This is a genomic window from Caballeronia sp. ATUFL_M2_KS44 (assembly GCF_023630965.1).
Classification (GTDB): domain Bacteria; phylum Pseudomonadota; class Gammaproteobacteria; order Burkholderiales; family Burkholderiaceae; genus Caballeronia; species Caballeronia concitans.
This window is the reverse complement of the sequence record NZ_JALQEA010000045.1, coordinates 43,018-68,633: the sequence shown is the minus strand read 5'-3', so window position 1 is coordinate 68,633 and position 25,616 is coordinate 43,018. Positions and strand designations below refer to the sequence as shown.

26 protein-coding genes and 1 pseudogene are annotated in these 25,616 nt (G+C 61.2%); 10 read left to right on the top strand and 17 right to left on the bottom strand.

Features of this window, described 5'->3' with window-relative positions:
* Window positions 1–73 precede the first annotated feature (73 nt).
* From NCR39_RS19540 to NCR39_RS19510, 7 genes and pseudogenes are all read right to left on the bottom strand, one after another.
* Window positions 74–484 (bottom strand): annotated as a pseudogene (locus NCR39_RS19540) (class II glutamine amidotransferase); the annotation flags it as partial.
* Between the two features lie 111 nt (window positions 485–595).
* Window positions 596–1,612, bottom strand: a complete 1,017-nt coding sequence (locus NCR39_RS19535) for a GlxA family transcriptional regulator (protein WP_250453738.1) — start codon at window positions 1,610–1,612, stop codon at window positions 596–598.
* Window positions 1,613–1,838: 226 nt separating this feature from the next.
* Window positions 1,839–2,825: a GlxA family transcriptional regulator gene (locus NCR39_RS19530; protein WP_250453737.1), complete on the bottom strand. Its 987-nt coding sequence runs from the start codon at window positions 2,823–2,825 to the stop codon at window positions 1,839–1,841.
* 317 nt (window positions 2,826–3,142) lie between these two features.
* The gene (locus NCR39_RS19525; protein WP_250453736.1) at window positions 3,143–4,435 is read right to left on the bottom strand and encodes a glycosyltransferase family 87 protein; all 1,293 of its coding nucleotides are present in this window, start codon (window positions 4,433–4,435) and stop codon (window positions 3,143–3,145) included.
* 253 nt (window positions 4,436–4,688) lie between these two features.
* Window positions 4,689–5,996 carry an SUMF1/EgtB/PvdO family nonheme iron enzyme gene (locus NCR39_RS19520; RefSeq protein WP_250453735.1) on the bottom strand — a complete coding sequence of 436 codons (1,308 nt, stop codon included), beginning with the start codon at window positions 5,994–5,996 and terminating at the stop codon, window positions 4,689–4,691.
* A gap of 161 nt (window positions 5,997–6,157) precedes the next feature.
* Window positions 6,158–6,880, bottom strand: a complete 723-nt coding sequence (locus tag NCR39_RS19515) for a helix-turn-helix domain-containing protein (RefSeq protein ID WP_250453734.1) — start codon at window positions 6,878–6,880, stop codon at window positions 6,158–6,160.
* Window positions 6,881–6,984: 104 nt separating this feature from the next.
* A complete protein-coding gene (locus NCR39_RS19510; RefSeq protein WP_250453733.1) occupies window positions 6,985–7,458 on the bottom strand; it encodes a universal stress protein in 474 nt (157 codons plus the stop codon).
* 222 nt (window positions 7,459–7,680) lie between these two features.
* Here NCR39_RS19510 and NCR39_RS19505 point away from each other — a divergent pair, with 222 nt between their 5' ends.
* The 3 genes from NCR39_RS19505 to NCR39_RS19495 all read left to right on the top strand — a co-directional run bounded on the left by NCR39_RS19505 (window position 7,681) and on the right by NCR39_RS19495 (window position 12,002).
* A complete protein-coding gene (locus NCR39_RS19505) occupies window positions 7,681–9,198 on the top strand; it encodes an MFS transporter (protein WP_250453743.1) in 1,518 nt (505 codons plus the stop codon).
* Window positions 9,199–9,398: 200 nt separating this feature from the next.
* Entirely contained in the window at window positions 9,399–10,976 is a 1,578-nt protein-coding gene (locus NCR39_RS19500; RefSeq protein WP_250453732.1) for an aldehyde dehydrogenase (NADP(+)), read from the top strand.
* An 87-nt stretch (window positions 10,977–11,063) separates the two neighbouring features.
* On the top strand, window positions 11,064–12,002 hold the full coding sequence (locus NCR39_RS19495; protein WP_250453731.1) for an SMP-30/gluconolactonase/LRE family protein: 939 nt from the start codon (window positions 11,064–11,066) through the stop codon (window positions 12,000–12,002).
* 6 nt (window positions 12,003–12,008) lie between these two features.
* On the opposite strand, the gene NCR39_RS19490 is transcribed toward NCR39_RS19495, so the two are convergent.
* The 3 genes from NCR39_RS19490 to NCR39_RS19480 form a co-directional block, all read right to left on the bottom strand.
* Window positions 12,009–12,434, bottom strand: coding sequence for a GNAT family N-acetyltransferase (locus tag NCR39_RS19490; RefSeq protein WP_250453730.1), 426 nt, complete (start codon window positions 12,432–12,434; stop codon window positions 12,009–12,011).
* Between the two features lie 19 nt (window positions 12,435–12,453).
* Window positions 12,454–13,053 (bottom strand): short chain dehydrogenase, encoded by a 600-nt coding sequence (locus tag NCR39_RS19485; protein ID WP_040050342.1) that lies wholly within the window; start codon window positions 13,051–13,053, stop codon window positions 12,454–12,456.
* Window positions 13,054–13,158: 105 nt separating this feature from the next.
* A complete protein-coding gene (locus NCR39_RS19480; protein WP_250453729.1) occupies window positions 13,159–13,665 on the bottom strand; it encodes a hypothetical protein in 507 nt (168 codons plus the stop codon).
* 169 nt (window positions 13,666–13,834) lie between these two features.
* Here NCR39_RS19480 and NCR39_RS19475 point away from each other — a divergent pair, with 169 nt between their 5' ends.
* Complete coding sequence (locus tag NCR39_RS19475) at window positions 13,835–13,993, top strand: hypothetical protein (RefSeq protein WP_250453728.1); 159 nt, start codon at window positions 13,835–13,837, stop codon at window positions 13,991–13,993.
* 66 nt (window positions 13,994–14,059) lie between these two features.
* On the opposite strand, the gene NCR39_RS19470 is transcribed toward NCR39_RS19475, so the two are convergent.
* A complete protein-coding gene (locus tag NCR39_RS19470; protein ID WP_250453727.1) occupies window positions 14,060–14,653 on the bottom strand; it encodes a DUF3005 domain-containing protein in 594 nt (197 codons plus the stop codon).
* A 278-nt stretch (window positions 14,654–14,931) separates the two neighbouring features.
* On the opposite strand from NCR39_RS19470, the gene NCR39_RS19465 reads away from it, so the two are divergent.
* On the top strand, window positions 14,932–15,165 hold the full coding sequence (locus NCR39_RS19465; protein WP_040050344.1) for a hypothetical protein: 234 nt from the start codon (window positions 14,932–14,934) through the stop codon (window positions 15,163–15,165).
* A 183-nt stretch (window positions 15,166–15,348) separates the two neighbouring features.
* Window positions 15,349–16,335: a serine O-acetyltransferase EpsC gene (gene epsC, locus NCR39_RS19460; RefSeq protein WP_250453742.1), complete on the top strand. Its 987-nt coding sequence runs from the start codon at window positions 15,349–15,351 to the stop codon at window positions 16,333–16,335.
* A 42-nt stretch (window positions 16,336–16,377) separates the two neighbouring features.
* On the opposite strand, the gene folE is transcribed toward epsC, so the two are convergent.
* The 3 genes from folE to NCR39_RS19445 form a co-directional block, all read right to left on the bottom strand.
* Entirely contained in the window at window positions 16,378–17,028 is a 651-nt protein-coding gene (gene folE / locus NCR39_RS19455) for a GTP cyclohydrolase I FolE (RefSeq protein WP_040050345.1), read from the bottom strand.
* A 121-nt stretch (window positions 17,029–17,149) separates the two neighbouring features.
* The gene (locus NCR39_RS19450) at window positions 17,150–17,602 is read right to left on the bottom strand and encodes a VOC family protein (protein WP_040050346.1); all 453 of its coding nucleotides are present in this window, start codon (window positions 17,600–17,602) and stop codon (window positions 17,150–17,152) included.
* Between the two features lie 23 nt (window positions 17,603–17,625).
* On the bottom strand, window positions 17,626–18,048 hold the full coding sequence (locus NCR39_RS19445) for a YybH family protein (protein WP_250453726.1): 423 nt from the start codon (window positions 18,046–18,048) through the stop codon (window positions 17,626–17,628).
* A gap of 188 nt (window positions 18,049–18,236) precedes the next feature.
* Here NCR39_RS19445 and NCR39_RS19440 point away from each other — a divergent pair, with 188 nt between their 5' ends.
* Window positions 18,237–18,872: a TetR/AcrR family transcriptional regulator gene (locus tag NCR39_RS19440; RefSeq protein ID WP_250453741.1), complete on the top strand. Its 636-nt coding sequence runs from the start codon at window positions 18,237–18,239 to the stop codon at window positions 18,870–18,872.
* 24 nt (window positions 18,873–18,896) lie between these two features.
* Here the strand turns inward: NCR39_RS19440 and NCR39_RS19435 are convergent, their stop codons facing one another.
* From NCR39_RS19435 to NCR39_RS19425, 3 genes are all read right to left on the bottom strand, one after another.
* Window positions 18,897–20,270: an aspartate aminotransferase family protein gene (locus NCR39_RS19435; protein ID WP_250453725.1), complete on the bottom strand. Its 1,374-nt coding sequence runs from the start codon at window positions 20,268–20,270 to the stop codon at window positions 18,897–18,899.
* A gap of 14 nt (window positions 20,271–20,284) precedes the next feature.
* Complete coding sequence (locus NCR39_RS19430; RefSeq protein ID WP_250453724.1) at window positions 20,285–21,619, bottom strand: glutamine synthetase family protein; 1,335 nt, start codon at window positions 21,617–21,619, stop codon at window positions 20,285–20,287.
* 156 nt (window positions 21,620–21,775) lie between these two features.
* Complete coding sequence (locus tag NCR39_RS19425) at window positions 21,776–21,976, bottom strand: hypothetical protein (protein ID WP_250453723.1); 201 nt, start codon at window positions 21,974–21,976, stop codon at window positions 21,776–21,778.
* A gap of 230 nt (window positions 21,977–22,206) precedes the next feature.
* Here NCR39_RS19425 and NCR39_RS19420 point away from each other — a divergent pair, with 230 nt between their 5' ends.
* From NCR39_RS19420 to NCR39_RS19410, 3 genes are read left to right on the top strand one after another with little or no spacing between them, the layout of a single operon-like run.
* Window positions 22,207–24,084 (top strand): ABC transporter permease, encoded by a 1,878-nt coding sequence (locus NCR39_RS19420; RefSeq protein WP_250453722.1) that lies wholly within the window; start codon window positions 22,207–22,209, stop codon window positions 24,082–24,084.
* Complete coding sequence (locus NCR39_RS19415; protein WP_250453721.1) at window positions 24,081–24,866, top strand: ABC transporter ATP-binding protein; 786 nt, start codon at window positions 24,081–24,083, stop codon at window positions 24,864–24,866. The genes NCR39_RS19420 and NCR39_RS19415 overlap by 4 nt, the downstream gene beginning before the upstream one ends.
* Entirely contained in the window at window positions 24,863–25,570 is a 708-nt protein-coding gene (locus tag NCR39_RS19410; protein ID WP_250453720.1) for an ABC transporter ATP-binding protein, read from the top strand. Before NCR39_RS19415 ends, NCR39_RS19410 begins: the two co-directional genes overlap by 4 nt.
* Window positions 25,571–25,616 lie beyond the last annotated feature (46 nt).

The window sequence follows — 25,616 nt, the reverse complement described above, 5'->3', positions numbered from 1 at the left end:
ACGAGGCTTTGCTCGAAATCGCTTGCTGCATCATATGCTGGCGACACCTGCAAAAGTCATTCTGTTAACGCCTCTTATAGCAGTTGTGAATCAGGTGCGCGATGACTTCCGTGTCGGTCTGAGAAACGAACTCATAGCGCTGGCGACGAAGCGTTTCACGCAGCGTCTCGTAGTTCTCGATGATGCCGTTATGAACAATCGCCAGCGATCCGCTGGAGAAGATAGGATGAGCATTGTCGATGGTCGCTGCGCCATGCGTCGCCCAACGTGTATGTGCAATGCCCGTTTGCCCCTCGAATTGCGCTGTGCGCACCGCCTCGTCGAGTGCCGCCACACGGGAAACACTCCGCACACGTTGAGGACCGTCGCCTGTGACGACAGCCAGACCGCACGAATCATAACCACGATATTCGAGTCGTCGCAGTCCTTCGACGAGGACAGGAACGATATTCCGGCGCGCGACAGCGCCCACAATGCCACACATGTCGTTGTACCCTATAGTAGTACTAAGTTATGTTTCCACGAAGAAGAGGGATGTTCGAACGCCGGTGATTATCTCTATTGCATCCGATCAAACTCAGGAAGACGTCGATGCTCAGTGCGCAGGCGCGAAAGTGAACGGACCTGTCTCTGCTGCTTCATTGCGGTTTCGATATTCCGTCGGCGTCGTCGAAAGATGCTTGCGGAAGAGCTTGGCCAGATGCCCTCCGCTTCCAATGCCGCAGTGGCGCGCGATCTTGTCTATCGGCAAGCGGGTCTCGACAAGCATCCGGCAACTCATATTCAGCCGTGCGTACAGCAGGTAGTCGGACGGAGTCATGCCCATTTCATTTTTGAAACGCCGCAAGAAGTTCCGTTCACTCATCGACGCGATCTTCGCCGCATGTTCCATCGAGACGGACCGGCCGACGTTCTCTTCGAGCCATCGCGCAGAGGCGTTGATCTTTTCGCTGACGTTGGTGTCCGGCCTGGTCTGGAAAAAAGCGTCGGAGGGTGTATCGCCTTGTGGTGCCATGGATCGTACGATGCATTGCGCCAGGTCTGCGCCTAGATCTTCGGTGACGATATCCAACGCCGCACGCACGGGCCTCATGCTCTCGTCGAGCAGCCGAGGGGCAGTCTCGCGTTTGACGGTGTCGACGCAGGCTGCATGGTCGATGCGGCTTTCACTTGCCTCGGCGGCGTCGCATAACAGGCGACCCTCGGCGATAGGGTGAACAGTCGTGCTGACGAGACATGCCTCGCGCAACCAGAGAAGCAGACGGTCGTCATGCAGGGCGCGATGGGCGCCGATTCCACCGGCGATGAATAGCCTGTCCATCTGACGCATCGCGCGATTCGACTCGACGCTTTCTGTCCACACAGACACTGCGGAAGAACTCGCAATACGTCCGCCCAAGGTCGAGATCAGAGAGACATCGTATTCCGGCAGGGAACCGCGGTATCGTGCCGTCAACGCATTTGCTTTATGAAATATCTCTATCACTGCGGCCGCGTCTGGAAGCGAAAAACCATCGAACAGCACGATGTCGACGAGGTTGATATTTTCTATTTTTGTAAGTGTTCCCCGCTCAAACACGTCTGGGCGCGGCGTGGTGCAAGTCAACTCCATCGTGCTTCCCCGGAAATATGTATTGGGCGCGTAGTAAGGGACTTTCTTCACAATTATGAGGTTCAAGGCACACATTTAGCCGCGAGCGATTCGTGAATGGCCGAATGAGCCAACATATTGACTGCGGAAGTCATTCGAGGCTCTGTTTGAGCCGATCGCTGTGAACCATGAGCCTATGCGTAGTGAATGCGAACACTGATACAGTCCTGACCACACTCTAAAAACGCTATGCCTCAGAAGGAAGACTCGCCGACGACGCTTCGTTATGTGTGCCACGGTACGCCGTAGGCGTGGTCGAAAGAATTTTGCGGAAGAGTATGGACAGGTGTCTTCCACCGCTAAAGCCACATCGTCGTGCGATCTTATCGACCGGCAAATGCGTCTCACGCAACAGCCTGCAACAGAGATTGAGCCGGGCGCGCAACAGATAGTCCGAGGGCGTCATGCCGGTCTCGCTCCTGAAGCGTCGCAAGAAGTTGCGTTCGCTCATTGCCGCGGCCTCCGCTACGGCATCGATAGAGATGCGTGACGCGATGTTCGCGTCCATCCAACGCAACGCGAGCTTGATGTTGTCGTTCGACGGCCGGTCGGAAAGTGTGTCGGGCAATAAAGCGGAAGCGGGAGTTCGATGGGTCGAAAGCGAAAGCGAGATCAATTTAACGATGGTCGCGCCGACATCCTCCTCGACGATACGTAATGCGGCGAGCGCTGCGGCCGGTGCTTGCGCAAGGGCGGTGTAGGTTTCTCGGAGAGAAGCATTGCCGCTGATAGTCGATGGGGCTGCAATCGAAATGCCGGTCGCTTCCAGCAGGCATCGTCCCTCTGCAATCGGTTCTACTCGTGTGCTGCGCGAATGTTGATGGCGTAACCAATCGACAATGCGTACGTCCGTGCATGCTTCGTGCGCCTTCGGGCCTCCGGCGATGAAGATGAACTGTCTGTCATTCTCGCGTCGGTGAACATCCAGGCCTTCCGTCCACACTAGCACTGACGATGAACTTGCAATGCGCCCGCCCGTAGCCGAGCGCAATGTGACCTCATAGAGCGGAGGATGTTCCGGAAGGCTCGCAATCAGAGAGTTCGCTTTATGAAATACTTCAACCACTACCGAAACGTCCGGCAACGCAAAGCCGTCAAACACCAGAATTTCCGCACGCGTTAGCGGCCGAATGGACTTACTCTGCTGCAGCGAGGAGCGATTATGAGATCCCATTACATGTTTGCTTGCGACACTTAGGAAGCGTCGAAACTGATTGTTCTCAACAGTGAGTTCAGCGGCTCATTAGTAGCACGGCCGCGAAATGATCAAATGAGCCAAACGCGAGCAGATGTGGCGAGCGGCAAGATCAACTGACAGGAGTCGCCCATTCTATAGGAATATTTGCCCGGTGATTGCCGTTGCGTTTCGTTTTCATTGCGGAATTTATTGCCGCATTTGTCCAGGGAAGTGCGTTTGAGAGAATCTTCGGATCTGACCACGACGCGCCGCAATACACTTCGAAACCGGTTTCTTCGGTCGGCTCTCTGCCATCAGCCATTACCACGACGCGCTGAAGCTCCGGCCCTCAGGCCGTGGATGCCCGGCGCATCCGCCACCACGCGGCGACTAGTTCGACTGACTGAATACCGCATGGCGCATAGAAGATAGACAAGCAGAACCGCCACCGTATAACTCACTGACCGCGCCGAAAACATAAGCAACACGATTGCCACTCCGCACAGACCCAATTCAACAGACGCTCGCCGATGCTCTTCCATTCGCGTACCGATCAATATCAGTAACGGAATCAGTACGACCACCATATGAACCGATTCGATGACAGGCGAAGCCGCCAGCATCGTCGCGGTTGAAAGCGCGTAATCGATACGACTGTCTCCGGCACGACGCCAAACGAGGTAGCAAGAAAGAAGGCAAATCGCCAAGCCGCACAGCGTCGAAACCAGATCGATCGCCTCAACGGACATTGGCGCAATTCGTCCGGAGTACGTTTGCAACACGCCTTTTATCGAGCTATTGAAAGGCGCGCCGCCGATACGAGCGAACACACTGTTCAGGCGTGGAAGATCATGCATGTAGTATCCGATAATGACTTGCCAACCCGTTTGCAGGGCCGTGTACCACGCGAGCAAGATCGAGACTAAGAATGTCGATATCAGAACCCGCCACTCTTTGTGCACCAACAACAAGCCGGCGACAGCAAGAGGCGTGATCTTGAAAGCGATTGCCATTGCAAGAAAGAATCCGGCCGCGTATCGGTTGCCTCGTTCGATGAGGAAGAACGTCGCGGCAAGCATCAGGAATAGCAGTGAATTGGATTGCCCCCAGTAGATATCATCGACGATAGGACGACATAAAAGCACGACAGCGACGAGCAGCACATAGACGCTTCTATTGTGCTCACGATAGGCGATGTTGAGCGTCAGCGCACACGCGATCACGAACGCGCAGATGGATATGAGCGACCAAATTGTCCGCGCTGTCGACATATCCCAGAAGGCCAGCCACTGAAAGACTGCCGCGAACTGAGGCGGATAACCGTAGAAATTCGCGAGGCTGAAATGCGTGACGCCAGCGTCGCGAAGGAAAGCGATGAGATGACCTCGTTCATAAAGCGCCCACGACTCGGCCGGGTGCTTGAGAAGCACGAAGAAGGCGTAGTAGTAATTCTGAAAATCGCCGACCCACTCGACACCGCGCGCATAGGAATCCCTGACAAGGTGCGGAACGCGAGCGACCAGCATTGTCATGCTTAATACGATTAGCGCGACTGCTACGAGGGACAGGCTGGGCGTATGGTATTTGCGGAACGGCACGGACTTCATGACTTGCCCTCCGACTTGGCCTTTCACAAGACCGGAGTGTAGCCATGCAAAACGGGACCAAAAATGTTTTTACAATTTAGTTGCGCGTAAGATGCAACACTTACTTTCCGAACGTCTGTGCAGGAAGCGACAGAATGCGTGACTTGGTATAGATATTCGGACACCGAATCAGTTTGGACCATGCCTAATAAAAAAGGCCACGCGACTCCGCGTGGCCTTTGCGAAAAGTGCAAGACCTATCGCTTCAAAGACGTCATTCTTCGACGCTCACGCAGCGAAACCCCGCATAAACATACTGATAATGCGCTTGGAACCAGTTGCGGAAACTCGGCCTTAGCATGCACGCCGCCGTGCGCGGCGAACCGCCCTTGATGACGAAGTGTTTGCCGTCGAAGAAATTCGCCGAATAGCCGAGATAAAAGGGGAACGGTTCAAAACCATCGAGCGGACCGAATTCCGTCGATGTCCATTCCCAGCCGTTGCCGAACTGTCCTTCGACGCCGAACGCGCTGCGGTTCTCGGGATGCGCCTGCACCGGCGTCGGGTCCCAGCGGCGAAAATCGAAGTTACCTTCCGCTACGTGCGGCGCGTCGATTGCCGCGCGTTGCCACTGCGCTTCGGTCGGCAGCGCCTTGCCGGCCCATCGAGCGTAGGCGCTGGCTTCCGCGTAGCTCGCGTACACCGGCCAGTCCAGCGGAAGCGCTATCTCTTCGAACATCGTGCGCAGCTTCCAGCCGGAATCGTCGGCAGCCTCGTCGCCTGGAACCCAGAACGCGGGATGCGCAATGCGATGCCGCTCTTTCCACGCCCAGTCGTCATCGTTCCAATACGCGCGATTCCAGTAACCGCCCGCATCGATGAAGCGCAGAAAATCGCGGTTCGTGACCATGTAACGGTCGATGCCGAAGGCCGGCACGTCCACCCGCATCTCGCCGAACTCGTTGTCCCAGCCGAAGCGTCCGCTATCGCGCGCGAGGCCCAGCGTGGCCGTTCCAGCCGGCACGCGCACCGTTTCATGCGCGAGCGCGCGCGCCGATGTCCGTTCGGATGCCGCGTTGACCGGCGCGATTTTTCGGTCGACCGGCAATTGATGCAACATGTACGCGAGCGTTTCGGCGTGCATCAGCCGATGCTCGATTGCCACTTCGAGCAGCTTCGCGGCCGGTTCATCGGCGGAAAGGGGCTGTGCGACGAGCCTGATCGGATCGAAACGCGCGTCGATGTCCGCGCGCACTTGCGCCTTGTAGCCACGCACTTCGTCGAGCGAAGGCCAGTCGGCGGGCTGATCCGTCGGCAATCCGCCATCGACGGGATCGATGCCGAACGCGAAAAGCTGGTCGTAGGCGGGATTGATGTCCGGCAAGTCGAACAGGCGCTTGTCGAACAGATTGCGGTCGAACGCCTCGAGATGCCCGATATAGAAAACGATGCGATGCCGTTCGGCAATCGGCCGATCGTAGAGATGCTCGGGTTTGACGATATCGAAAAGTTCGTCGGTCACGCGGCGCGCTTCCGCGAGACGGTCGAGCAGAGGATGACGCAGGGAAGGTTCGCGATTCATTTCGCTCTATCTCCGGTGCAAGCCGAAAGCATTGCATATCACCGGAGCTGGCGTCAAAGCGCCGCGCCGGTGCATGAAAAAGAGCTAGTGAGTAGCGAAGTCCGTGCCAAGCGTCGTTTGTTCATGCACGGCGAACAAACGACCGCGCGTTCAGGTGAACGTCAAATGCCGCGCAAACCGTCGAAATCGCAGATACGGATGGACTTGCCCTGCGCCTCGATGAGTCCGAGCTTGTCGAAGCGCGACAGCGTGCGGCTCACCGTTTCGAGCGTCATGCCAAGATAGCTGCCGATGTCGTCGCGCGTCATGCGCATCGTGAATTCGGCTGTGGCGTAGCCGCGCCGTGCGAGCCGCGCCGACATGTCGAGCAACAGGCGCGCGACGCGCTCGTCCGCGCGCAGCATGCCGAGCCGCACGACGTGTTCCGCCTCGCGGTTGATCGCCTGACTCATCATGCGATGCATGCGCCGCTGAAGCGCGTCCGTTTCGCGGCACATGCGCTCGAAAAGCGCGTAAGGCACGACGCAGACGGAGCTGTCTTCGAGCGCGACGGCGTCGCAGGTGTGTTGCCCGTCGCCGATGCCGTCGAGACCGAGCGCATCGCCCGCAAGCAAGAGGCCGGTAACGCGCTCGCGTCCGCCGTCGCGCGTGCCGTCGTGCGTGACGACCGTTTTCAGCGAGCCGGAGCGCACGGCGTAGAGCGAATCGAACGTGTCGCCGGTGCGAAACAGCGCATCGCCGCGCCGGATCTTGCGCGTGACGGAGATGATGTGTTCCAGCTTGGAGACGTCTCTGGCGCACAGACCTTCGGGCATGCACAGATGGCGCATTGCACAGCTGGAGCAGTGTGCCGCTTGCCGCCGGGTGGGAGTCGGATCAGACATGGCGAGCTCGGTTTCTTGATGAATGACAAATTGATTGTCCCATAGCCCGCGACACCGACCGCGCGAAAAAATGCCGCGCCCCCGGCGCTTGCACAACTTTTACATCACGCGGTAATAGCGTCGCCTTCGATGGCTGCCGCCGATGGCACCAACAGCACCGGCAAGGTGGCCTGACGCAGACAACGCTCCGCAACGCTGCCGAGAATCAGCCGCTTGAAGCCCTTGCGGCCGTGCGTGCCCATGACGAGCAGATCGGCGTTGAACGCGCGCGCGGCGTCGATCACGAGCGACGCGATATCGTCGCTGGCGGTGGCATCGACGGTCACGACATCGCCCGCGACGCCGCGCGCCTTCATCGCGTCGGCGGCTTCGCGCGCGACCATCGCGCCCTGTTCGCTGAGGCCTTTTTGCAACACGGACGGATCGTAGCCGGGGACGTCCATGTACATCGGCCCGCTTTCGACGACGTAATACGCCTGGACGACGGCCTGATGCGTGGCGGCGAGATCGAGCGCGGCTTCGAAGGCGCCTTGCGAAGTGCGGCTGCCGTCGATGGCGACGATGATGCGTTTGAACATGGCGTGTTCCTCTTCGGGTGGAATGATCGAGCATATCGCGGCGGTGCGGCCTTCATGCAAATCAGCGGGCGGCAATTTTGCGATGAGTCGATCTGTCGCAGGCGACGCCGTACAATCCGTGTTTCCACTGACTCAGCGCCCGCTTAAGACAGCCGCATGACCGACGACCGCATGACCGAACCCCAGCCGCACGCGCTCGCGTTCCGGACCGCCCTTTACGCGATGCTCGGCATCGGACTCGTCAACATGCTGGTCGCGCTGGATCAGACCGTGGTGAGCACGGCGCTGCCGTCGATCGTCGCGGAACTGCACGGTTTCGAATACTACGCGTGGATCGCGAGCGCTTATTTGCTGGCGTCCGTCGTCACGGTGCCGGTGTTCGGGCGGCTCGGCGATTACTTCGGCCGCAAGCGGTTTGTCATCGCGGCGGTCGTGACGTTCACACTCGCGTCCGTTTTGTGCGGGCTCGCGCCGAACATGCTGTTTCTGGTGCTGGCGCGCGGGCTGCAAGGCGTCGGCGGCGGGATGATGGTCGGCACCGCGTTCGCCGCGATTCCCGATCTTTTCCCCGATCCGCGCACGCGCGTGCGATGGCAGGTCGTGCTCGCGGCGGCGTACGGCATCGGCACGGCGGCGGGGCCGTCGCTCGGCGGATGGATGAGCCAGCACTGGGGCTGGCGCTCGACGTTTCTCATCAATTTGCCGGTCGGCGCGGCGGCGCTGTATTTCATCTGGTCGCATCTGCCGAATCTGCACCGGCCGCGCGAGGGCGGCGTGAAGATCGACTGGCTCGGCGCCGCGCTCGTCGCGCTCGTGCTCGGCGGATTTCAGGCGCTGATCGAGTCGGTGCCGAAGACGGGTCTCTCTGCCGGAAACATCGCGCTCGGCTGCGCGGTGATCGCCGGCGCGGCGGCGCTTCTCGTCTGCGAGCGGCGCGCGACGCACCCGATCATCCCGCTCGACATCTTCCGCGATCCGCATCTCGTCACGCTGTTCACGCTGTCGTTCCTCGCGGGCTTCGTCATGTTCTCGCTGATCTTCTTCGCGCCGCTCCTGCTGCAAGGCGGTTTCGGGCTGTCGCCGCAGGACGCGGGTCTGCTCGCGACGCCGATTGCCGCGTGCATCGCGCTCGGCAGCTTCATCAATACGCGCATCGTCATTCATTTGCGCAAGCCGACGCTGATTCTGACCATCGGTTTCTCGCTCTTGCTGCTGGCGTCGGTGGCGCTGTCGTTCGCGCGGGCATCGACGCCGCACGTGTGGATCGAATTGCCGATGGGCGCCGTCGGCATCGGGCTCGGCTTCGTGCTGAACAACATGAACGTGTTCGGGCAGGAGATCGCGGGGCGCGAGCGCTTCGGCATCACCACCGCGCTCTTGCAATCGACGCGCATGGTCGGCGGGATGCTGGGGACGAGCATCGTCGGGACGATCGTCGCGCATCACTACGCGAGCGTGGTCGAGCGGACGATCAGCGTGCTCGGCGCGAGCGCATCGGCGCAATGGCAGCCGCGTTTCGCGGACCCGCAGATTCTCGTCGACGAAGCGTTGCGCGATACCTTGCTGCGCGATCTCGGCGCGGCGGGCCTCGACGCGTCCGCGCTCTTCGACGCCGCCCGCGACGCGCTCGTGCAGTCGGTGCATATCGGTGTGATGCTGACGGCGGTGGCGGCGCTGGTGGCGACCTTGCTGGTGCGGCGGATCGGGCATATTACGTTCCGGAAGGTCGGGAAGGCATAGGGCGGGGCGCGGCGGTGCCGTCGTGGATTCTTGCGAGCTGAAGGCGCAACGCCGGACGCCTCTTTGCGGAACGCTTCTCCCATCCGCGAGTCACTCGCAAAAGCGCGCACCGTTGCGGCACGCGCAATGCGTCGCCGCTTGCCGCATCCTTGGCCGCCCGCCGGCGCGGGCAGCGTCACCAGCACGGAGGAGGAGTCACCATGAAGATCACCGGAGAAATGCTGATCGGCGCGTCGGCCGTGCGGGGCGCCGACGCCACGCTCCGCGCGTTCGATCCGGTTCGCAACGCCGACCTCGATCCCGTGTTCGGCGGAGGCGGCGCGGCGGAAGTGGCGCGGGCCTGCGAGCTTGCCGACGCCGCCTTCGACCCGTATCGCCACGCGCCGCTCGAAACGCGCGCGCAGTTTCTGGAAGCGATCGCGGACAACATCATCGAATTGGGCGACGCGCTCATCGAGCGCGCGCAGGCCGAATCCGCGCTGCCGAAGGCGCGGCTCGAAGGCGAGCGCGCGCGCACGGTCGCGCAGTTGCGCATGTTCGCGTCGCTCGTGCGCGAAGGGCGATGGCTCGCCGCCACGCTCGATTCCGCGCAGCCGGACCGCAAGCCGCTGCCGCGCCCCGATTTGCGCTTGCAGAAGATTCCGATCGGTCCGGTCGCCGTGTTCGGCGCGAGCAATTTTCCGCTCGCGTTTTCGGTCGCGGGCGGCGATACGGCGGCGGCGTTCGCGGCGGGCTGTCCCGTCGTCGTGAAGTCGCATCCCGCGCATCTCGGCACGTCGGAACTCGTGGGGCGCGCGGTGCAGAAGGCCGTCGCCGATAACGGGCTGCCCGAAGGCGTGTTCTCGCTGCTGGTCGGCGCGGGCAACGCGATCGGCGAGGCGCTCGTCGCGCATCCGGCGATCAAGGCGGTCGGCTTCACCGGCTCGCGGCGCGGCGGCCTCGCGCTCGCCGATATCGCGTCGAAACGGCGCGAGCCGATTCCCGTTTTCGCCGAAATGAGCAGCGTCAACCCGGTCTTCGCGCTGCCGGGCGCGCTCGCCACGCGCGGCGATGCGCTCGCGGCCGGCTATGTCGATTCGGTGGCGCTGGGCGTCGGACAGTTCTGCACGAATCCGGGTCTGCTGTTCGCGCTGGCGGACCCGAAGCTCGACGATTTCATCGATCAGGCGACGGCCGCGCTCGAAAAGAAGGACGCGCAGACGATGCTCACGGCGGGCATCGCAGCGGCGTACGCCGATGGCATCGCGCATCGCGACGACTCGGGCGCGCAGCGCATCGCGTCGGGCAAGGAGAATGGGACGGCGAGCGGCGCGTTGCCGGCGCTGTATCGCGTGGACGCGGCGCAGTTTCTCGCGACGCCGCAACTCGCCGATGAAATCTTCGGCCCGACGTCGGTGATCGTGACCTGCGAAAACGAGGATGAGATGATCGCGGTCGCGCGCCAGCTCGAAGGCCAGTTGACCGCGACGCTCCTGATGGACAACGACGACATCGACTTGGCGCGGCGTCTGATGCCGGTGCTCGAACGCAAGGTCGGGCGCATTCTGGCGAACGGCTTTCCGACGGGCGTCGAGGTTTCCTATGCGATGGTCCACGGCGGCCCGTTCCCGGCGACATCCGATAGCCGTTCGACATCCGTCGGCGCAATGGCGATCGAGCGCTTCCTGCGGCCGGTGTGTTATCAGGACTTGCCCGCGCCGCTGCTGCCGCAGGCGCTGGCGGACGACAATCCGTTGAATTTGTGGCGGCTGCGGGACGGAGAATTGGGGCCGAACTGAGCGCGCGTTTTATCTGCAACGCGAATATTTGACGTTTATTCGTCTCACGAATATTTAACCGACATTTTCTACAGAAGGCCACCGCCCATGCCCCCATCCGACCGCCGCTACCCCGACCCCGCCATCCGCGTGCTCGATCCGCGCTTCAACGCGCTGCGCATTGCATCGGCGTCGGTCGAATGTCTTTATCAGGGCGCGCGCTGGTCGGAAGGTCCGGTCTGGTTCGGCGACGGCCGCTATCTGCTCTGGAGCGACATTCCGAACAACCGCATCCTGCGCTGGGACGAGGAAAGCGGTCAGGTCGGCGTGTTTCGCAAGCCGTCGAACAACGCGAACGGCAACACGCGCGATCGCGAAGGGCGCCTCGTGACCTGCGAGCATCTCACGCGGCGCGTGACGCGCACCGAATACGACGGCACCATCACCGTGCTCGCGGACCGCTTCGACGGCAAGCCGCTCAATTCGCCGAACGACGTCGTCGTGAAATCGGACGGCTCGATCTGGTTCAGCGATCCCGTGTTCGGCATCGACGGCTATTACGAGGGCGAAAAGCAGGCGCCGCAACTCAAGCCGTGCGTGTATCGCATCGATGGCCAGAGCGGCGAGATCACGATGATGTTCGACGGCTTCATCGGCCCGAACGGACTCGCGTTCTCGCCGGATGAATCGGTGCTGTACGTGGTCGAATCGCGCTCGACGCCGCGCAAGATCTTCGCGTTCGACGTGCTCGACGGCGGCCGTTCGCTCGGCGAACCGCGCCTTCTGATCGATGCCGGTCCCGGCACGCCCGATGGCTTTCGCGTCGATATCCACGGCAATCTGTGGTGCGGCTGGGGCATGGGCGACGCCGAACTCGACGGCGTGCGCGTGTTCACGCGAGAAGGCGAGGCGATCGGCCATATCGATCTGCCCGAGCGATGCGCGAACGTGTGTTTCGGCGGACGGCATCGCAACCGGCTCTTCATGGCGGCGAGCCACGGTTTGTATGCGTTGTACGTGAATACGCAGGGCGTGCGGGGCGGCTGAGCGCAGTCAGCTTCGCGCGATCCGTTCCATGATCCGCTCGGGATGCTTCGGCGCCTGGAAGCCGAAATGCGCGTAAAGCCCGTGCGCGTCCGACGTCACGAGCATCATGCGCCGCAAGCCCTGCAAGTCGGGATGCGCCATCACGCACTCGATCATCCATTTGCCGAGGCCCGCGCCCTGATGCTCGGGCAGCACGAAGACATCGGCGAGATAGGCGAAGGTCGCGGTATCGGTGATCATGCGCGCATAACCGATCTGCCGCTCGCCCCTGAAAAGCCCGAACGCGAGCGAATGACGCGCCGCGCGTTCCACCTTCTCGCGCGCGATGCCCGGCGACCAGTACGCCACTTCGCTCAGGTAACGGTGCACGACGCCGAAGTCGAACGCATCGATGTCGGTCGTCACGCGGTAATCGTCACGTGTCCATTGCATTGCGCCGCTCCGTTCGCGATCAATGCACTTTGTACACGCGCCCCGTCTCCGCACCTTCGACACTTCGGCTATAAGCGAGCGCCACGCGCGCGCCGCTCGCCGCTTCGAAGCCGCGAAAGTAGGGGGCGTAGCTGTCGAGCGCTTCCACGAGCACCGTCGGGCTGACCGCATTGATGCGCAGGCCGCGCGGCATTTCGATCGCGGCGCCGCGCACGAAGCCTTCGATCGCGCCGTTCACGGCGGCCGCGCTCGCGCCCTGACGGATCGGCTCGGCGCCCACGATGCCGCTCGTCAGCGTGAACGAACCGCCATCGTTCAGATAGTCGCGCGCCGTGAGCACGAGATTGATCTGGCCCATCAGCTTGTCGTCGAGACCGACGCGGAATTGCGCGGGCGTCATTTCCACGAGATTGCCGAAGTGGACGCGCCCCGCCGTGGCGACGATCGCATCGACGCGGCCGATCGCATCGAAGAGGCGCTTGATGCTGTCGGCATCGAGCAGGTTCACGCGATGCGTCCCGCGCGTCGCACCGATTTCGATGACTTCGTGACGCGCTTCGAGTTCGGCGCGGACGGCCCGGCCTACCGTGCCGGTCGCGCCGATGACGGCGATTTTCATGAGCGGCCTCGCTATGCGTTGCGGTTGAGGAGTGGCAACGCATTGTGCACGCGACGCGGCACGAAGAAAAGCCGCGGACGCTGCGAGGATTCAGAAGGCGTGCGCTTACGCGACTTTGTAAGCGGCTTTGCGCGAAGGCATCGGCGAAAGCAGTAAGAGCGATGCCGCGAGCCTGCACGCGAGCATCGCGCCCGACAGCACGGCGGCCGAGGGGAACACATGCCATTGCATCGCGAGCGTCGGTGCAACGAGCGCAACCGATACCAGCCCGAGCGCCACCGTCAGCCAGCGCGCCCATTGAAACCGCGAAGCGACGCACAAGTAAAGCAAGCCGAGCAGCACGCGCGATACGACCGATGCCGCGACCGGATGGCTCGCTGCATCGCCGGGAAAGCCCATCGCAATCGACAGCCCCAGTTCGGCCCAGGACAGCGCGTAAGCAGCGCCCAGACACGCGAGCGCGGTCTTGAAGCGCTGTTCCGCCGGCGATCGCGCGGGCGCGGCGGCGCGGGTTGCTTCCAGTGGCGGCTGTGCCGCGATTTCAATGGTCTCGTCGGTGGTCGCGCTGCTCGCGCTGCTCATATAGCCGTCGTATGCCTGACTCGTGCTCATGTTGGCCATCCTTTTTTTCTCGGTTGACGCAGTCGGTCGTCTAGTTTTCGTTGCGGCGAAGGGATTGCGCAATCGCTGTGCCTGCTCCTGAGCGGGAACGTTGGTTGCTCGACACACTCGCGACATCAACCGACTCGCCGCGTGCGAGTCCACGACAAAGGAGCCGACGATGAGCAACACCAAGGAACAGAATCCCACTTCCGAGCGCGATGAAGATATCGTCGACAAGGCTGTCGAAGACACCTTTCCGGCAAGCGATCCGCCCGCGACGGGCGGCGTGACCCGGATCGAGCCTGAAAAGGACGGAGAGAAAAAGAAGGACGAGTAACGCGATAAGACGATCCAGGCCGCGCTTCATACGCGGCCTGTTTTTTTGCGCCTGACGAGCGATACGTCACGAACGCTCGATCTCGATCAGCCGCGATGGCCGCAGATGATTCATTGCATAGTGCTTACGGCCACGTAACGTATGACCGCGCGCATCGCGTGCTTCGAAGCGCAATTGCGCTTCCACTTCCGGCACCGCCGGCGCGACCATTCCCCGGTCGATCATCCGATAGCCGCGTTCCAGCGCGAGCGCAAGGCCATTGCGCGCGGGACGGCTGTCGAAGCCGCCAAGTCCGTCGCCCGGCTCGGGGACAAAGTTCACGAGCGTCGCGTTCGACGAGATGACCGCATCCGGATCGTGCGCGCGCATTTCCGCTTCGCGCTTCGCATGGACGTTCTTGCCGTCGGTGTCGACGGTGTCGTCGAGCGTCTCGTCGTTGATCACGTCGATGCCGCGCGGATGGCGTGCCGACCGCGCATCGCCACGCGCCGACAAGTCGTCCCCGGCGCCCGCGCCTGCGTGCGCTTCGCGTCCGGCCTCGGCTTTTCTTGCATCGGACATGCTGACGTGAGCGGTCTCGGTGGAAGGCGTCTTGATCGGGCTCTTGGCCGCGCGATCGCTCTGATTGTCTTGCGATTCGTTGGCTTCGGCGTTGTTCATGGTGACCTCCAGCTAAAGGCGTGATGGGCGATGCGCTCTTGCAAGACGCGTTCCAAATTTTTGGCGGCGGAGCTGCGGGCCTTGCGCGCCAAGCCCTTCATCGACGTAAAAATTCAGAGTTTTTTTCGATGCTCAGGGGTTTCACTACCAGTATTATTTGTAGCTTGTCCGCAGCAAAGCGCAACATGCGGGACGCGAGTAATCAGGAGGGCGCGTCGATACGCCGCCGGATCCACGCAACGCCATTCGAAAGCAGGGCACTTATAGACGGGTGACTCATGCAACACGATGCAGCCTTTTCACATCGAGGCTATCTTCTCAACTGCGCGCCCGCCCGGACCGCGGACGGGAAATATCAACCGTATGTCGTGATTTCACGTTCGAGCGATGGCGAGCTCGTTGCGAACCGCTTTTTCCCCGCGGATTTGCACTTTCGCAGCGAGGCCGACGCCATCGCGCATGCACGCGACTGGGCCGTGCGCTGGATCGATGCAAGCCACGTCACGGTGTAGCAGGGGTACGACCGTTCGACAAAATGGCGTGAGAATGCGCCAACTTCCTGCCGTGCGGGTCCGCGCGAACGCACATCCGGTCGAAACCGGTTACGCTTGAGCTTGTATCCGTCGTGCACGCCACGGCGGCCGTTTCCTTTCGACTGTGTGGATATGCAGAACACGCCTTCGCTCATGACTTCAATGCCACGCGACGTTGCGTCCGATTCGCTCGACGACGCGCCGCTTCATACTTCGCGCGAATGGGGCTTGTCGCGCATCGTCGCTGAACTGCGCGAGTCGCGTGAGGAGTTGCATCGCACGCGGCATCCGCTCGGCATACGTGAATTACCTTCGCGCGACGCGATCCTGAAGATCGTCAATGGGCTGCGCTCCGCACTCTTTCCAACGCATTACGGCGCGCCGGATCTAACGGACGAAAGCGTCGATTACTACGTCGGCCAGACGCTCGAAAACACGCTGCGCCTGTTGCACGAGCAGATTCGCCGTGCATTGCGTTTCCTGCCCGAGCATCGCGATACGAACGAGGCCGAACTCGCTGCGCGAGCCTTCGCCATTGCGCGTGAATTCGGCACGCGGTTGCCGGCCATCCGCGCGCTGCTCGTGTCGGATATCAAGGCCGCTTTCTCGGGCGATCCCGCCGCGCAGCACATCACCGAGATTCTGTTGTGCTATCCCGGCGTCTGGGCAATGACGCATCATCGGCTCGCGCATGCGCTGCATGAACTCGGCGTGCCACTGCTCGCGCGTTTCATCAACGAGATCGCGCATTCGCTGACGGGCATCGATATTCACCCCGGCGCGGCAATCGGGCCGAGCTTTTTCATCGACCACGGCACGGGCGTGGTGATCGGCGAGACGGCGGTGATCGGCGAGCGCGTGCGCGTTTATCAGGCCGTGACGCTCGGCGCGAAGAGCTTCCCGTCAGGCAACGACGGCATGCTCGTGAAGGGCAACGCACGGCATCCTATTGTCGAGGACGATTGCGTGATTTACGCCGGCGCGACGATTCTCGGGCGCGTGACCATCGGAAAAGGCTCGGTGATCGGCGGCAACGTGTGGCTCACGCACAGCGTTCCGCCGGGCAGCAACGTCTCGCAAGGCAAGGTGCGCGAAGGCGCCGGGGCCGATGCGCCGCGCAATGGCTTCAACAACGGCAACGGTGCATGAACAAGAAAGAGCCTTCGTTTGAAGGCTCTTTTTGCGTAGGCCTCAGGTGTTCGTCACACTAAAGGCGCTCGACTGACCGACGATTGCAAGGAACTCGCGCCGCGTGGAAGGATCGTCACGGAACGATCCGAGCATGCGCGACGTCACCATCGCGACGCCCGCCTTATGCACGCCTCGCGTCGACATGCACTGATGCGCGGCTTCGAGAATCACGCCGACGCCGAGCGGTTGAAGCACTTCATCGAGCGTGTCGGCGATCTGCGCGGTCATCTTCTCCTGAATCTGCAGACGCTTGGCGAAGGCATCGACGAGGCGCGCGAGCTTTGAAATGCCGACGACGCGCTTGTTCGGCAGATAAGCGACATGCGCCCGGCCGATGATCGGCACCATGTGATGCTCGCAATAGCTCTCGAAGCGAATGTCCTTGAGCACGATCATCTCGTCATAGCCCTGCACTTCGGAGAATGTGCGCGCGAGGATGTCGTGCGGATTTTGCGCATAGCCCGCGAAAAACTCTTCATAGGAACGCACGACGCGCGCGGGCGTGTCGAGCAGACCTTCGCGGCGCGGATCGTCGCCGGCCCAGCGCAAGAGCACGCGCACGGCGGCTTCGGCTTCCTCGCGGGTCGGACGATCGGCTGAATCAGCGGGCATGTCCGAGCCGGTGAGATGATTTTTGCGCGGGCTGCTCATTGATAACTCCTTTTGTTTCTGTTCGGATTTGCGGATAGCGCCTTATTGTTCCACGTTTTCGAAGGCCCATACGCCTGTCCGGTCTTTCGGAGTCGATGCGCTGCCCGCGCGGCGGCTTGCGTCAGGCGGGCTTGTTCTCCACGCCGCCCAGCACCATCCACGATACGCCGAACCTGTCCTGAACCATGCCGAAGCGCTTGGCGAAGAAAGTTTGCGTCATCGGCATTTGCACCTGGCCGCCGTTGCCGAGTGCGTTGAAATACTTCTCGGCCTGCTGTTCGTCGTTGGCCGTTAGCGAAAGCGATACGCCCGCGAAATTCGGCTTGCCGCTGCACATGCCGTCGGAGGCCATGAGCATGGAATCGCCGATGGTGAATGCGGTGTGCATGACCTTGTCTTCCGAACCCGCGGGCATGCTGCATCCGCTCGCCGCTTCGCTCGCGCCTTCTTTCGATGCATCGGGGTTGTCCCTGAAGCGCATCATCATGAGCACTTGCGCGCCGAGATGTTCGCGATAGAACGTGACCGCTTCTTCGCAACGGCCTTCGAAAAACAGATAGGGTTGAACTTGCATGTTGGCTCCTTGAAATGGGACTGTCAGGACTTCTCGTCGGGGTCCATATCCATCATGAGCGGCACCGATGCGTGTTCGTGCACCACGCGCCAGTCGCCCTCGATTCTTCTGAAACACACGGTGGCGCGCACGATGTCGTCGCGCCCGCCCGCCGTCACGCGATTCAGCACGTGCATGTACGCGAGATCGCCGCTCACTGCGACATGCATGTCCCTGAACTCGAACGAAAACGGACGGCTGATGCTGTCGAACCAGCGCTGCCAGTTCTCGCGATAACGCTGCACGCCTGACATCGATGCAGGCGGCACGACGTCGAACACAACCGCATCCGGCGCGTAATGCGCGACGAGCGCGGCCGTGTCTTTTGCGAGTACCGCTTGCCGCCACGCTTCTGCCAGCTCACGAATGCGCGCTTCGTCATTTGCATCGGGACGAGGGACGGACATGCTTGCCTCCACGAATGACCACGTGATTACGATGCGCGCCTGTCGTGACAGCACAACGACAAGCACGAAAGCGAAATTATTCTTCGCTTGTGTACACCGTCCACAAAAAGTAGCAGAGATAATGGACACTGTCCACATGAGGGATAGTCCGGGCAATCAAAATGACAAAACGAAACGTCGCACATGCGATGAAGGCGACGAAAGCGCGAAGCACTTACAGACATGGCGATTTAAGGCGCGCATTGATCGACGCCGGCCTTGAGCTTGCGCGCGAAGGCGGGCCGGATGCAATCGTGCTGCGCGAAGCCACGCGTCGGGCGGGCGTGGTGCCTAACGCCGCGTATCGGCACTTCGAGAACAGGCAGGCATTGTTGTCGGCGGTGCGCTCGGCGGCGTTGTCGTCGCTCGCGCAGGCGATGGAAGATGAACTGGCCGCGCGCCCGAAGAAACGACGCCGTGCCGACGCAGCCCGCTCCGGATTGCGCGCGATCGGCACTGGTTATTTGCGATTCGCGCAAGAAGAGACGGGATTGTTTCGCACGGCGTTCGCCGCTCCCCAGGCCGAATGGGCAGAGCACGAAGCGGCTTATGGCGCCGGACCGAGCGGGCTCGATCCGTTTCAGTTATTGAGCCGCGCGCTCGATGAAATGGTGGAGGCGGGGGCGCTGGAAGCGCGCCGTCGAACGCAGGCGGAGTACCTGGCGTGGAGCGCGGTGCATGGCTTTGCGCTCCTGTTGATCGAAGGGCCGCTGCAAGCGCTCGGACCTGAAGAAGTCGAGCCGCTTGCAGCGCGTTTGCTCGCGATGGTCGAGCAAGGGTTATGAGTTTAGGGCAAAACGCAGGATTGATTACGCGAGTCCGAGCGCGCTGGCGGTGGCATCGATTGCCGCTTTGGCTTTAGCGATCATTTCGTCGATTTCCTCATGCGTGACCACGAGCGGCGGCGATAACAACATGCGGTCGCCGCTTGCGCGCATCACGAGATTAGTGTCGAAGCAGAAATTGCGGCACATCGTGCCGACGTCATCGCCATTGGCGAATCGCTTGCGCGTGGCCGGATTTTCCGCGAGTTGAATGCCTGCAACGAGTCCGGCGCCCTGAATCTCACCGACAATCCGATGACCACTTAGCGCATCGCGCAATCGCATTTGAAAATACGGCCCTGTGTCTTCCTTGACGCGCGCCACGATGCCTTCATCGCGCAACAGCTTCAGATTCGCGACTGCCACTGCCGCCGCGACGGGATGCCCCGAATACGTGAATCCATGATTGAACTCGCCACCATTTACAAGCGCGTCCGCAATGCGATCCGATAGCGCAACCGCGCCCATTGGCACATAGCCGCTCGTCAGACCCTTCGCCATCGTGATGACATCCGGCTCGAAACCCATATGCCGATGCGCGAACCATTCACCGGTGCGCCCGAATCCGCCGATCACTTCATCGGCGATTAGAAGCACGTCGTGCTCGCGGCAGATGCGCTGAATTTCAGGCCAATAGCTCGATGGCGGAAAGATCACGCCGCCCGCGCCCTGAAACGGTTCACCGATGAACGCCGCAACATTCTCCGCACCGAGTTCGATAATTCTGGCTTCGAGCTGACGCGCACGCGCAAGTCCAAAGGCTTCGACATCCATCTCACTGCCTTCGCCGAACCAGTAAGGCTGTTCGATATGCGCGACGTGCTCCATCTTCGACGGCATCTGCTCATGCATATAACTCATGCCGCCGAGCGTTGCGCCCGCGATGGTCGAGCCGTGATAAGCATTGCTCCGCGCGATGATATAGCGCTTGTTCGGCTTGCCTTGCAAAGCCCAATATCGATGCACCGCGCGCAGCGCCGTATCGTTTGCTTCTGAACCGCTGTTGCAATACAGAAAGCGATTGAAACACCGCGGAGTAAGTTGCGCGAGCAATTCGGATAGCTCGATTACCGGCGGATGCGTCGTTCTGAAGAACGTGTTGTAGTAGGCCAACGTCTGCATTTGCGCGTAGGCGGCATCGGCGAGTTCGCGGCGTCCATAGCCGACGTTCACGCACCACAGGCCCGCCATTCCGTCGATGATGCGCTCGCCCTCCGAGTCCCAAAGATAGACGCCTTCCGCTTTCACGATGACGCGGCTGCCCGCGCGATTGAGTTCCGCCATATCCGAAAAGGGATGCAGATGATGCGCGGCATCGAGCGCGCGATAGTGAGCCGTCGAGTGAATACGATCGTTCATGTTCGCCTCCGCAATCAAACGTGCAGCAATAAGTGTTTGCGTTCCCATGAACTGATGACACGGAAGAACGCTTCGTATTCGGTTTCTTTCAATGCCAGATAGGCGCGCACGAATTTCTCGCCGAGCATGTCCGCGAGCGGTTCGCACGCGCCCATCAAGGTGAGACCTTCGTCGAGATTGCGCGGCAATTGAAAGGGCAGGCGATAACCATCGCTCGCAAGCGGCGCAGTAGGTTCGAGATGCTGTGTCATGCCGAGATAGCCGGCGGCAAGCGTCGCGGCAATCGCGAGATAAGGATTGCAGTCCACGCCCGGTATGCGATTCTCGACGCGCCTTGCCTGCGGCGATGCATGCGGCACGCGAAATCCCACTGTGCGATTGTCATAGCCCCATTGCACGTTGATCGGCGCGGCCATGAAACGCGAAAGCCTTCGATACGAATTGATATACGGCGCGAAGATGGGCATGAGCGCGGGCGTGTACTTTTGCAGGCCCGCGATATAGCCATGGAAGAGGCCGGTCGCCTCGCCATCGCGTCCGGTGAAGAGATTACGCCCCGTCTCTTCATCGACGATGCTTTGATGCACATGCATGGCCGAGCCCGGCTCGTTCTCCATGGGTTTGGCCATGAACGTTGCATACATCTTGTGACGCAGCGCCGCCTCGCGCACGGTGCGCTTGAAAAGAAACACGCGGTCCGCGAGATTCAGGGCGTCGCCATGCAGAAAATTGATTTCCATCTGTGCCGCGCCGACCTCGTGAATCAGCGTGTCGACTTCGAGTTCCTGCACCTCGCAATACTCGTAGATGTCTTCGAAGAGCGGATCGAACTCATTGACGGCATCGATGGAATAGGCTTGCCGGCCCGTTTCCGCGCGCCCCGTGCGTCCGACGGGCGGCTGCAATGGCAAGTCCGGATCGCGATTGACATCGACGAGAAAGAATTCGAGTTCCGGCGCGACAACGGGCCGCCAGCCTTTCGCCTCGTATTTCTGAAGCACTTGCCGCAACACGCGGCGCGGTGAAATGGCGACGGGCGTGCCGTCGAAATGCACGCAGTCGTGAATGACTTGCGCGGTCGGATCGGTGGCCCACGGAATCAGGCGGATCGTCGATGCATCGGGCACGCAGACCATGTCGGGATCGGTTAAGCCGGTGAAGGTTGCGTCGTCGGGATAATCGCCCGTGACGGTCTGAATCATCACGGCTTGCGGCAGTCGCATGGATTCGCCCGATTCGAACTTGCTGCGCGGAATGATCTTGCCGCGCGCAGTCCCTGCCATGTCGGGAATGATGGCTTCTATCTCTGTGATGCGATGCTTGCGCAGGAATTCGTCTATGCGTTCCATTTCAATCTCTCTCTTTCACAAGCGTTTTGACTGGGCGCGCGAAGCCCCGGCCGATGCGCGCGAACGAACCGCATCGGACCGCATTGAGTGCAGACGAGCACAAGCCGCGCAAATGCGCGCTTAACGGCTGTCCAAGGAATCAAACGAAGAGAGGCGCTACGGCAGCAACGAAGCCGCGCCGACGCAATGCACGGCGATGAACGCGCGCGCCGCGATGGCGTTACGCCGCCGCACGAAGCGGCGAGAGAGAATGGTGATGACCGACATGAAGCGGCAATCGGGATGGATGCCGCAGCGATCGGCGAGGGAACGGCTTGCGTTCCTGCTTACCAGAGGGCTTTGGACGCTCACGATCATGCTCGTTTGGCGAGTTGAACTGCGTGAGGGAAGCGGCGCATGCCGACAATTCCCTTTAGCGAGGATATACGAGCCATTAACGCCGTCAAGCCGTGTTTTCCACAGACGCAAGCGTGCCGCGCGGCGAAGGCTTTTTTTCGCAAAGGCGAACGTCGCGCGCAATTCACCGATAATGTCGCCTCGTCGCTCTTTCGCTTCTTCTGGTCTTTATCCGGTCTTTCACGCGCCCGATGCTTGCCAACCTGCTCGTCCAACTCGTCAACGGCCTTGCCGACGCCTGCGCGCTCTTTCTCGTCGCATCGGGACTGTCGCTGATATTCGGCGTGACGCGCATCGTCAATTTCGCGCATGGGTCGCTGTACATGCTCGGCGTGTATGTCGCGTACAGCCTGACGAGCCGCTTCGGTGCGAGCGTGCTGGGCTTCTGGGCGTCGATTGCAGGGGCGGCCGTCATCATCGGCGCATTGGGTGCGTTGATCGAAGTGGGCGTGCTGAGAAGGATTTATCGCGCGCCCGAACTCTTTCATTTGCTCGCGACGTTCGCGCTCGTGCTGATTTTCCGCGACGCCGCGCTTTATCTGTGGGGCCCGGAAGATTTGTTCGGTCCGCGCGCGCCGCATCTCGCGGGCGCGGTGCAATTTCTCGGCCATGCGTTGCCGACTTATAACCTCGTGCTCATCGTGACCGGTCCGCTGGTGCTGGCGGCGCTCTGGTATGCGCTGACGCGCACGCGCTGGGGCACGCTGGTTCGCGCGGCAAGTGCCGACCGTGAAATGCTCGGCGCGCTCGGCGTGAATCAGGCATGGCTCTTTACCGGTGTGTTTTTCGTGGGCGCATGTCTCGCGGGGTTGGGCGGCGCGCTGCAAGTGCCGCGCATGTCGGCGAATCTGTCGCTCGACATTGCGACCATCGGCGATGCCTTCGTTGTCGTCGTGGTCGGCGGCATGGGTTCGATTCCCGGCGCGTTCGTCGCGGCATTGCTGATCGCGGAAATCAAGGCGCTGTGCATCGGCATCGGGCATGTATCGATCATGAACATGGACTTCTCGTTGTCGAAGTTCACGCTCGTTGCGGAGTTCGTCGTGATGGCGGTCGTGCTCGTGCTGCGTCCATGGGGCCTCTTCGGTCGTCCGCAAGCGATCGCGCGTTCCGCCGCGCCCGCCGACAAGCCACTCGTTCCCGCATCACGCCGCATGAAGATGGCGGCGGCTATCGTCGTGTTGCTTCTCGCACTTGCACCGCTCGCAGCCGATGCGTTTCCCTACATGCCGGTGCTGCTCGTCGAGATATTGATCGCAGTGCTCTTTGCCGCGAGCCTGCATTTCATCATGGGACCGGGCGGCATGCATTCGTTCGGGCATGCGGCTTATTTCGGACTGGGCGCATACGGCGCGGCACTATTTTTAAAGGCATTTTCCTTGCCGATGGAAGTCGCGCTGGTCTTGGGACCGGTCATCGCGATGCTGGGCGCAATCGTATTCGGCTGGTTCTGCGTGCGCTTGTCGGGCGTCTATCTGGCCATGCTGACGCTCGCGTTCGCGCAGATCGTGTGGTCGGTCGTGTATCAGTGGGATGCCGTGACCGGCGGAAGCAACGGCATATTGGGTTTGTGGCCATCGCCATGGCTTTCAACGCCCATTGCGTTTTATTATCTGACGCTCGTGGCCGCGATATTGGGCGTATGGCTCTTGCGCCGCATGCTCTTCGCACCGCTTGGCCTGGCGATGCGCGCGAGCCGCGATTCACCGTTACGCGCGGAAGCAATCGGCATTGGCGTGGCGCGTGTGCAGTGGGTTGCGTTCGTCGTCGCATCGCTCGTATGCGGGCTTGCGGGTTCGCTCTATGCGTTCTCCAAAGGCAACATCTCGCCGGAAGTCATTAGCGTTTCGCGTTCCGTGGATGGCCTCGTGATGGTCCTGCTCGGCGGCATTCAAACACTCGCCGGGCCGATTGTCGGCGCTGCGGTATTCACGTGGCTGCAGGACGCTGTCGCGCGACAAACCGATTATTGGCAGGCGCTCCTCGGCGCGAGCATTCTCGTGCTGGTGATTGCGTTTCCACAAGGCATCGCGGGCTTTCTGCGCGATCGATTCACGGAGGCGCAATGACGCTCCTTCGCATCGAACGTGTATCGAAGTCATTCGACGGCGTCAAAGCCGTGCATGACGTGTCTTTCTCACTCGAAGCAGGTCAGTTGCTTGCGCTGATCGGCCCGAACGGCGCGGGCAAATCGACATGCTTCAACATGATCAACGGACAACTCAGGCCCGACGCAGGATCGATTCTTCTGGATGGACATTCGATAGCGGGCAAGCGTCCTCGCGACATATGGCGCCTCGGCGTGGGCCGCACGTTTCAAATTGCAGCCACGTTCAATTCAATGAGCGTGCTGGAAAACGTGCAGATGGCATTGCTTTCACGCGAGCGGCGCGTATTCAGCCTGTTTTCACGCGTCGCCTCGTGGCGCGAAGACGAAGCCATGGCGCTGCTCGATCTCGTCGGCATGAGCGCACATGCGCGGCGCAGTTGCGCAGTGCTCGCTTATGGCGATGTCAAGCGTGTCGAACTCGCGGTTGCGTTGGCGAATCGCCCTAAATTGCTGCTGATGGATGAACCGACTGCGGGCATGGCGCCCGAAGAACGCAATGCGTTGATGGCGCTCACGGCGCGGCTCGCAAAGGAGCGCAACATCGGTGTGCTCTTCACGGAGCACAGCATGGACGTGGTCTTCGAATATGCGGACACGCTGATCGTACTGGCGCGCGGCGAATTGATCGCGCAAGGCAATGCGAATGCCATTCGCAATGACTCACGCGTGCGCGAGGTCTATCTCGGCACGGGCGCATCGTACAGCCCGCACGCGGCGCTTGAGCGAGGTGCCGCACGATGACACTTCTCAAGGTCGATGCTCTCAATGCGTTTTATGGCCGCGCGCAAATTCTTTTCGATGTCGGTCTGGATGTGCGTCGCGGCGAAGTCGTTGCGTTGATGGGCCGCAACGGTGCGGGCAAGTCCACCACGATGAAAGCCATCATGGGCTTGCTGCCGCATACTACGGGCGCGGTCACGTTCATGAACGAAAGCATCGCGGGCAGGGCGCCTTATCGCATCGCACGCATGGGACTCGGTTATGTGCCGGAGGACCGCCGCATATTCGGCGACCTGACCGTGATGGAAAATCTCGACGCGGGCCGTCAGCCGCCACGCGATGATGCGCCGTCGTGGACGCCGGAAAAGCTCTTTCGCGTGTTTCCCAATCTGGGCGAAATGCGCAATCGTCGCGCGAGCCGCATGAGCGGCGGCGAGCAGCAAATGCTGACGATTTCGCGCACGCTGATGGGCAATCCGCGCGTGGTGTTGCTGGACGAGCCATCGGAGGGCGTGGCGCCTGTCATCGTCGAACAGATGGCGGACATGATTGTCGAACTGAAGCGTGAAGGCATCGCCATTTTGCTGTCGGAGCAAAACCTGCACTTCGCGGCGCTCGTGAGCGACCGCGTCTATGTGCTGGAGAAAGGCCAGATTCGCCATGAAGGGCCGATGAATGAATTCGTGCGCGACGACGCCGCGCGTCGCGCTTACCTTGGCGTTTGAGCGCACACGCTCGCGTCTAAAGAATAATCGCTAGAGGAGAGTTGTT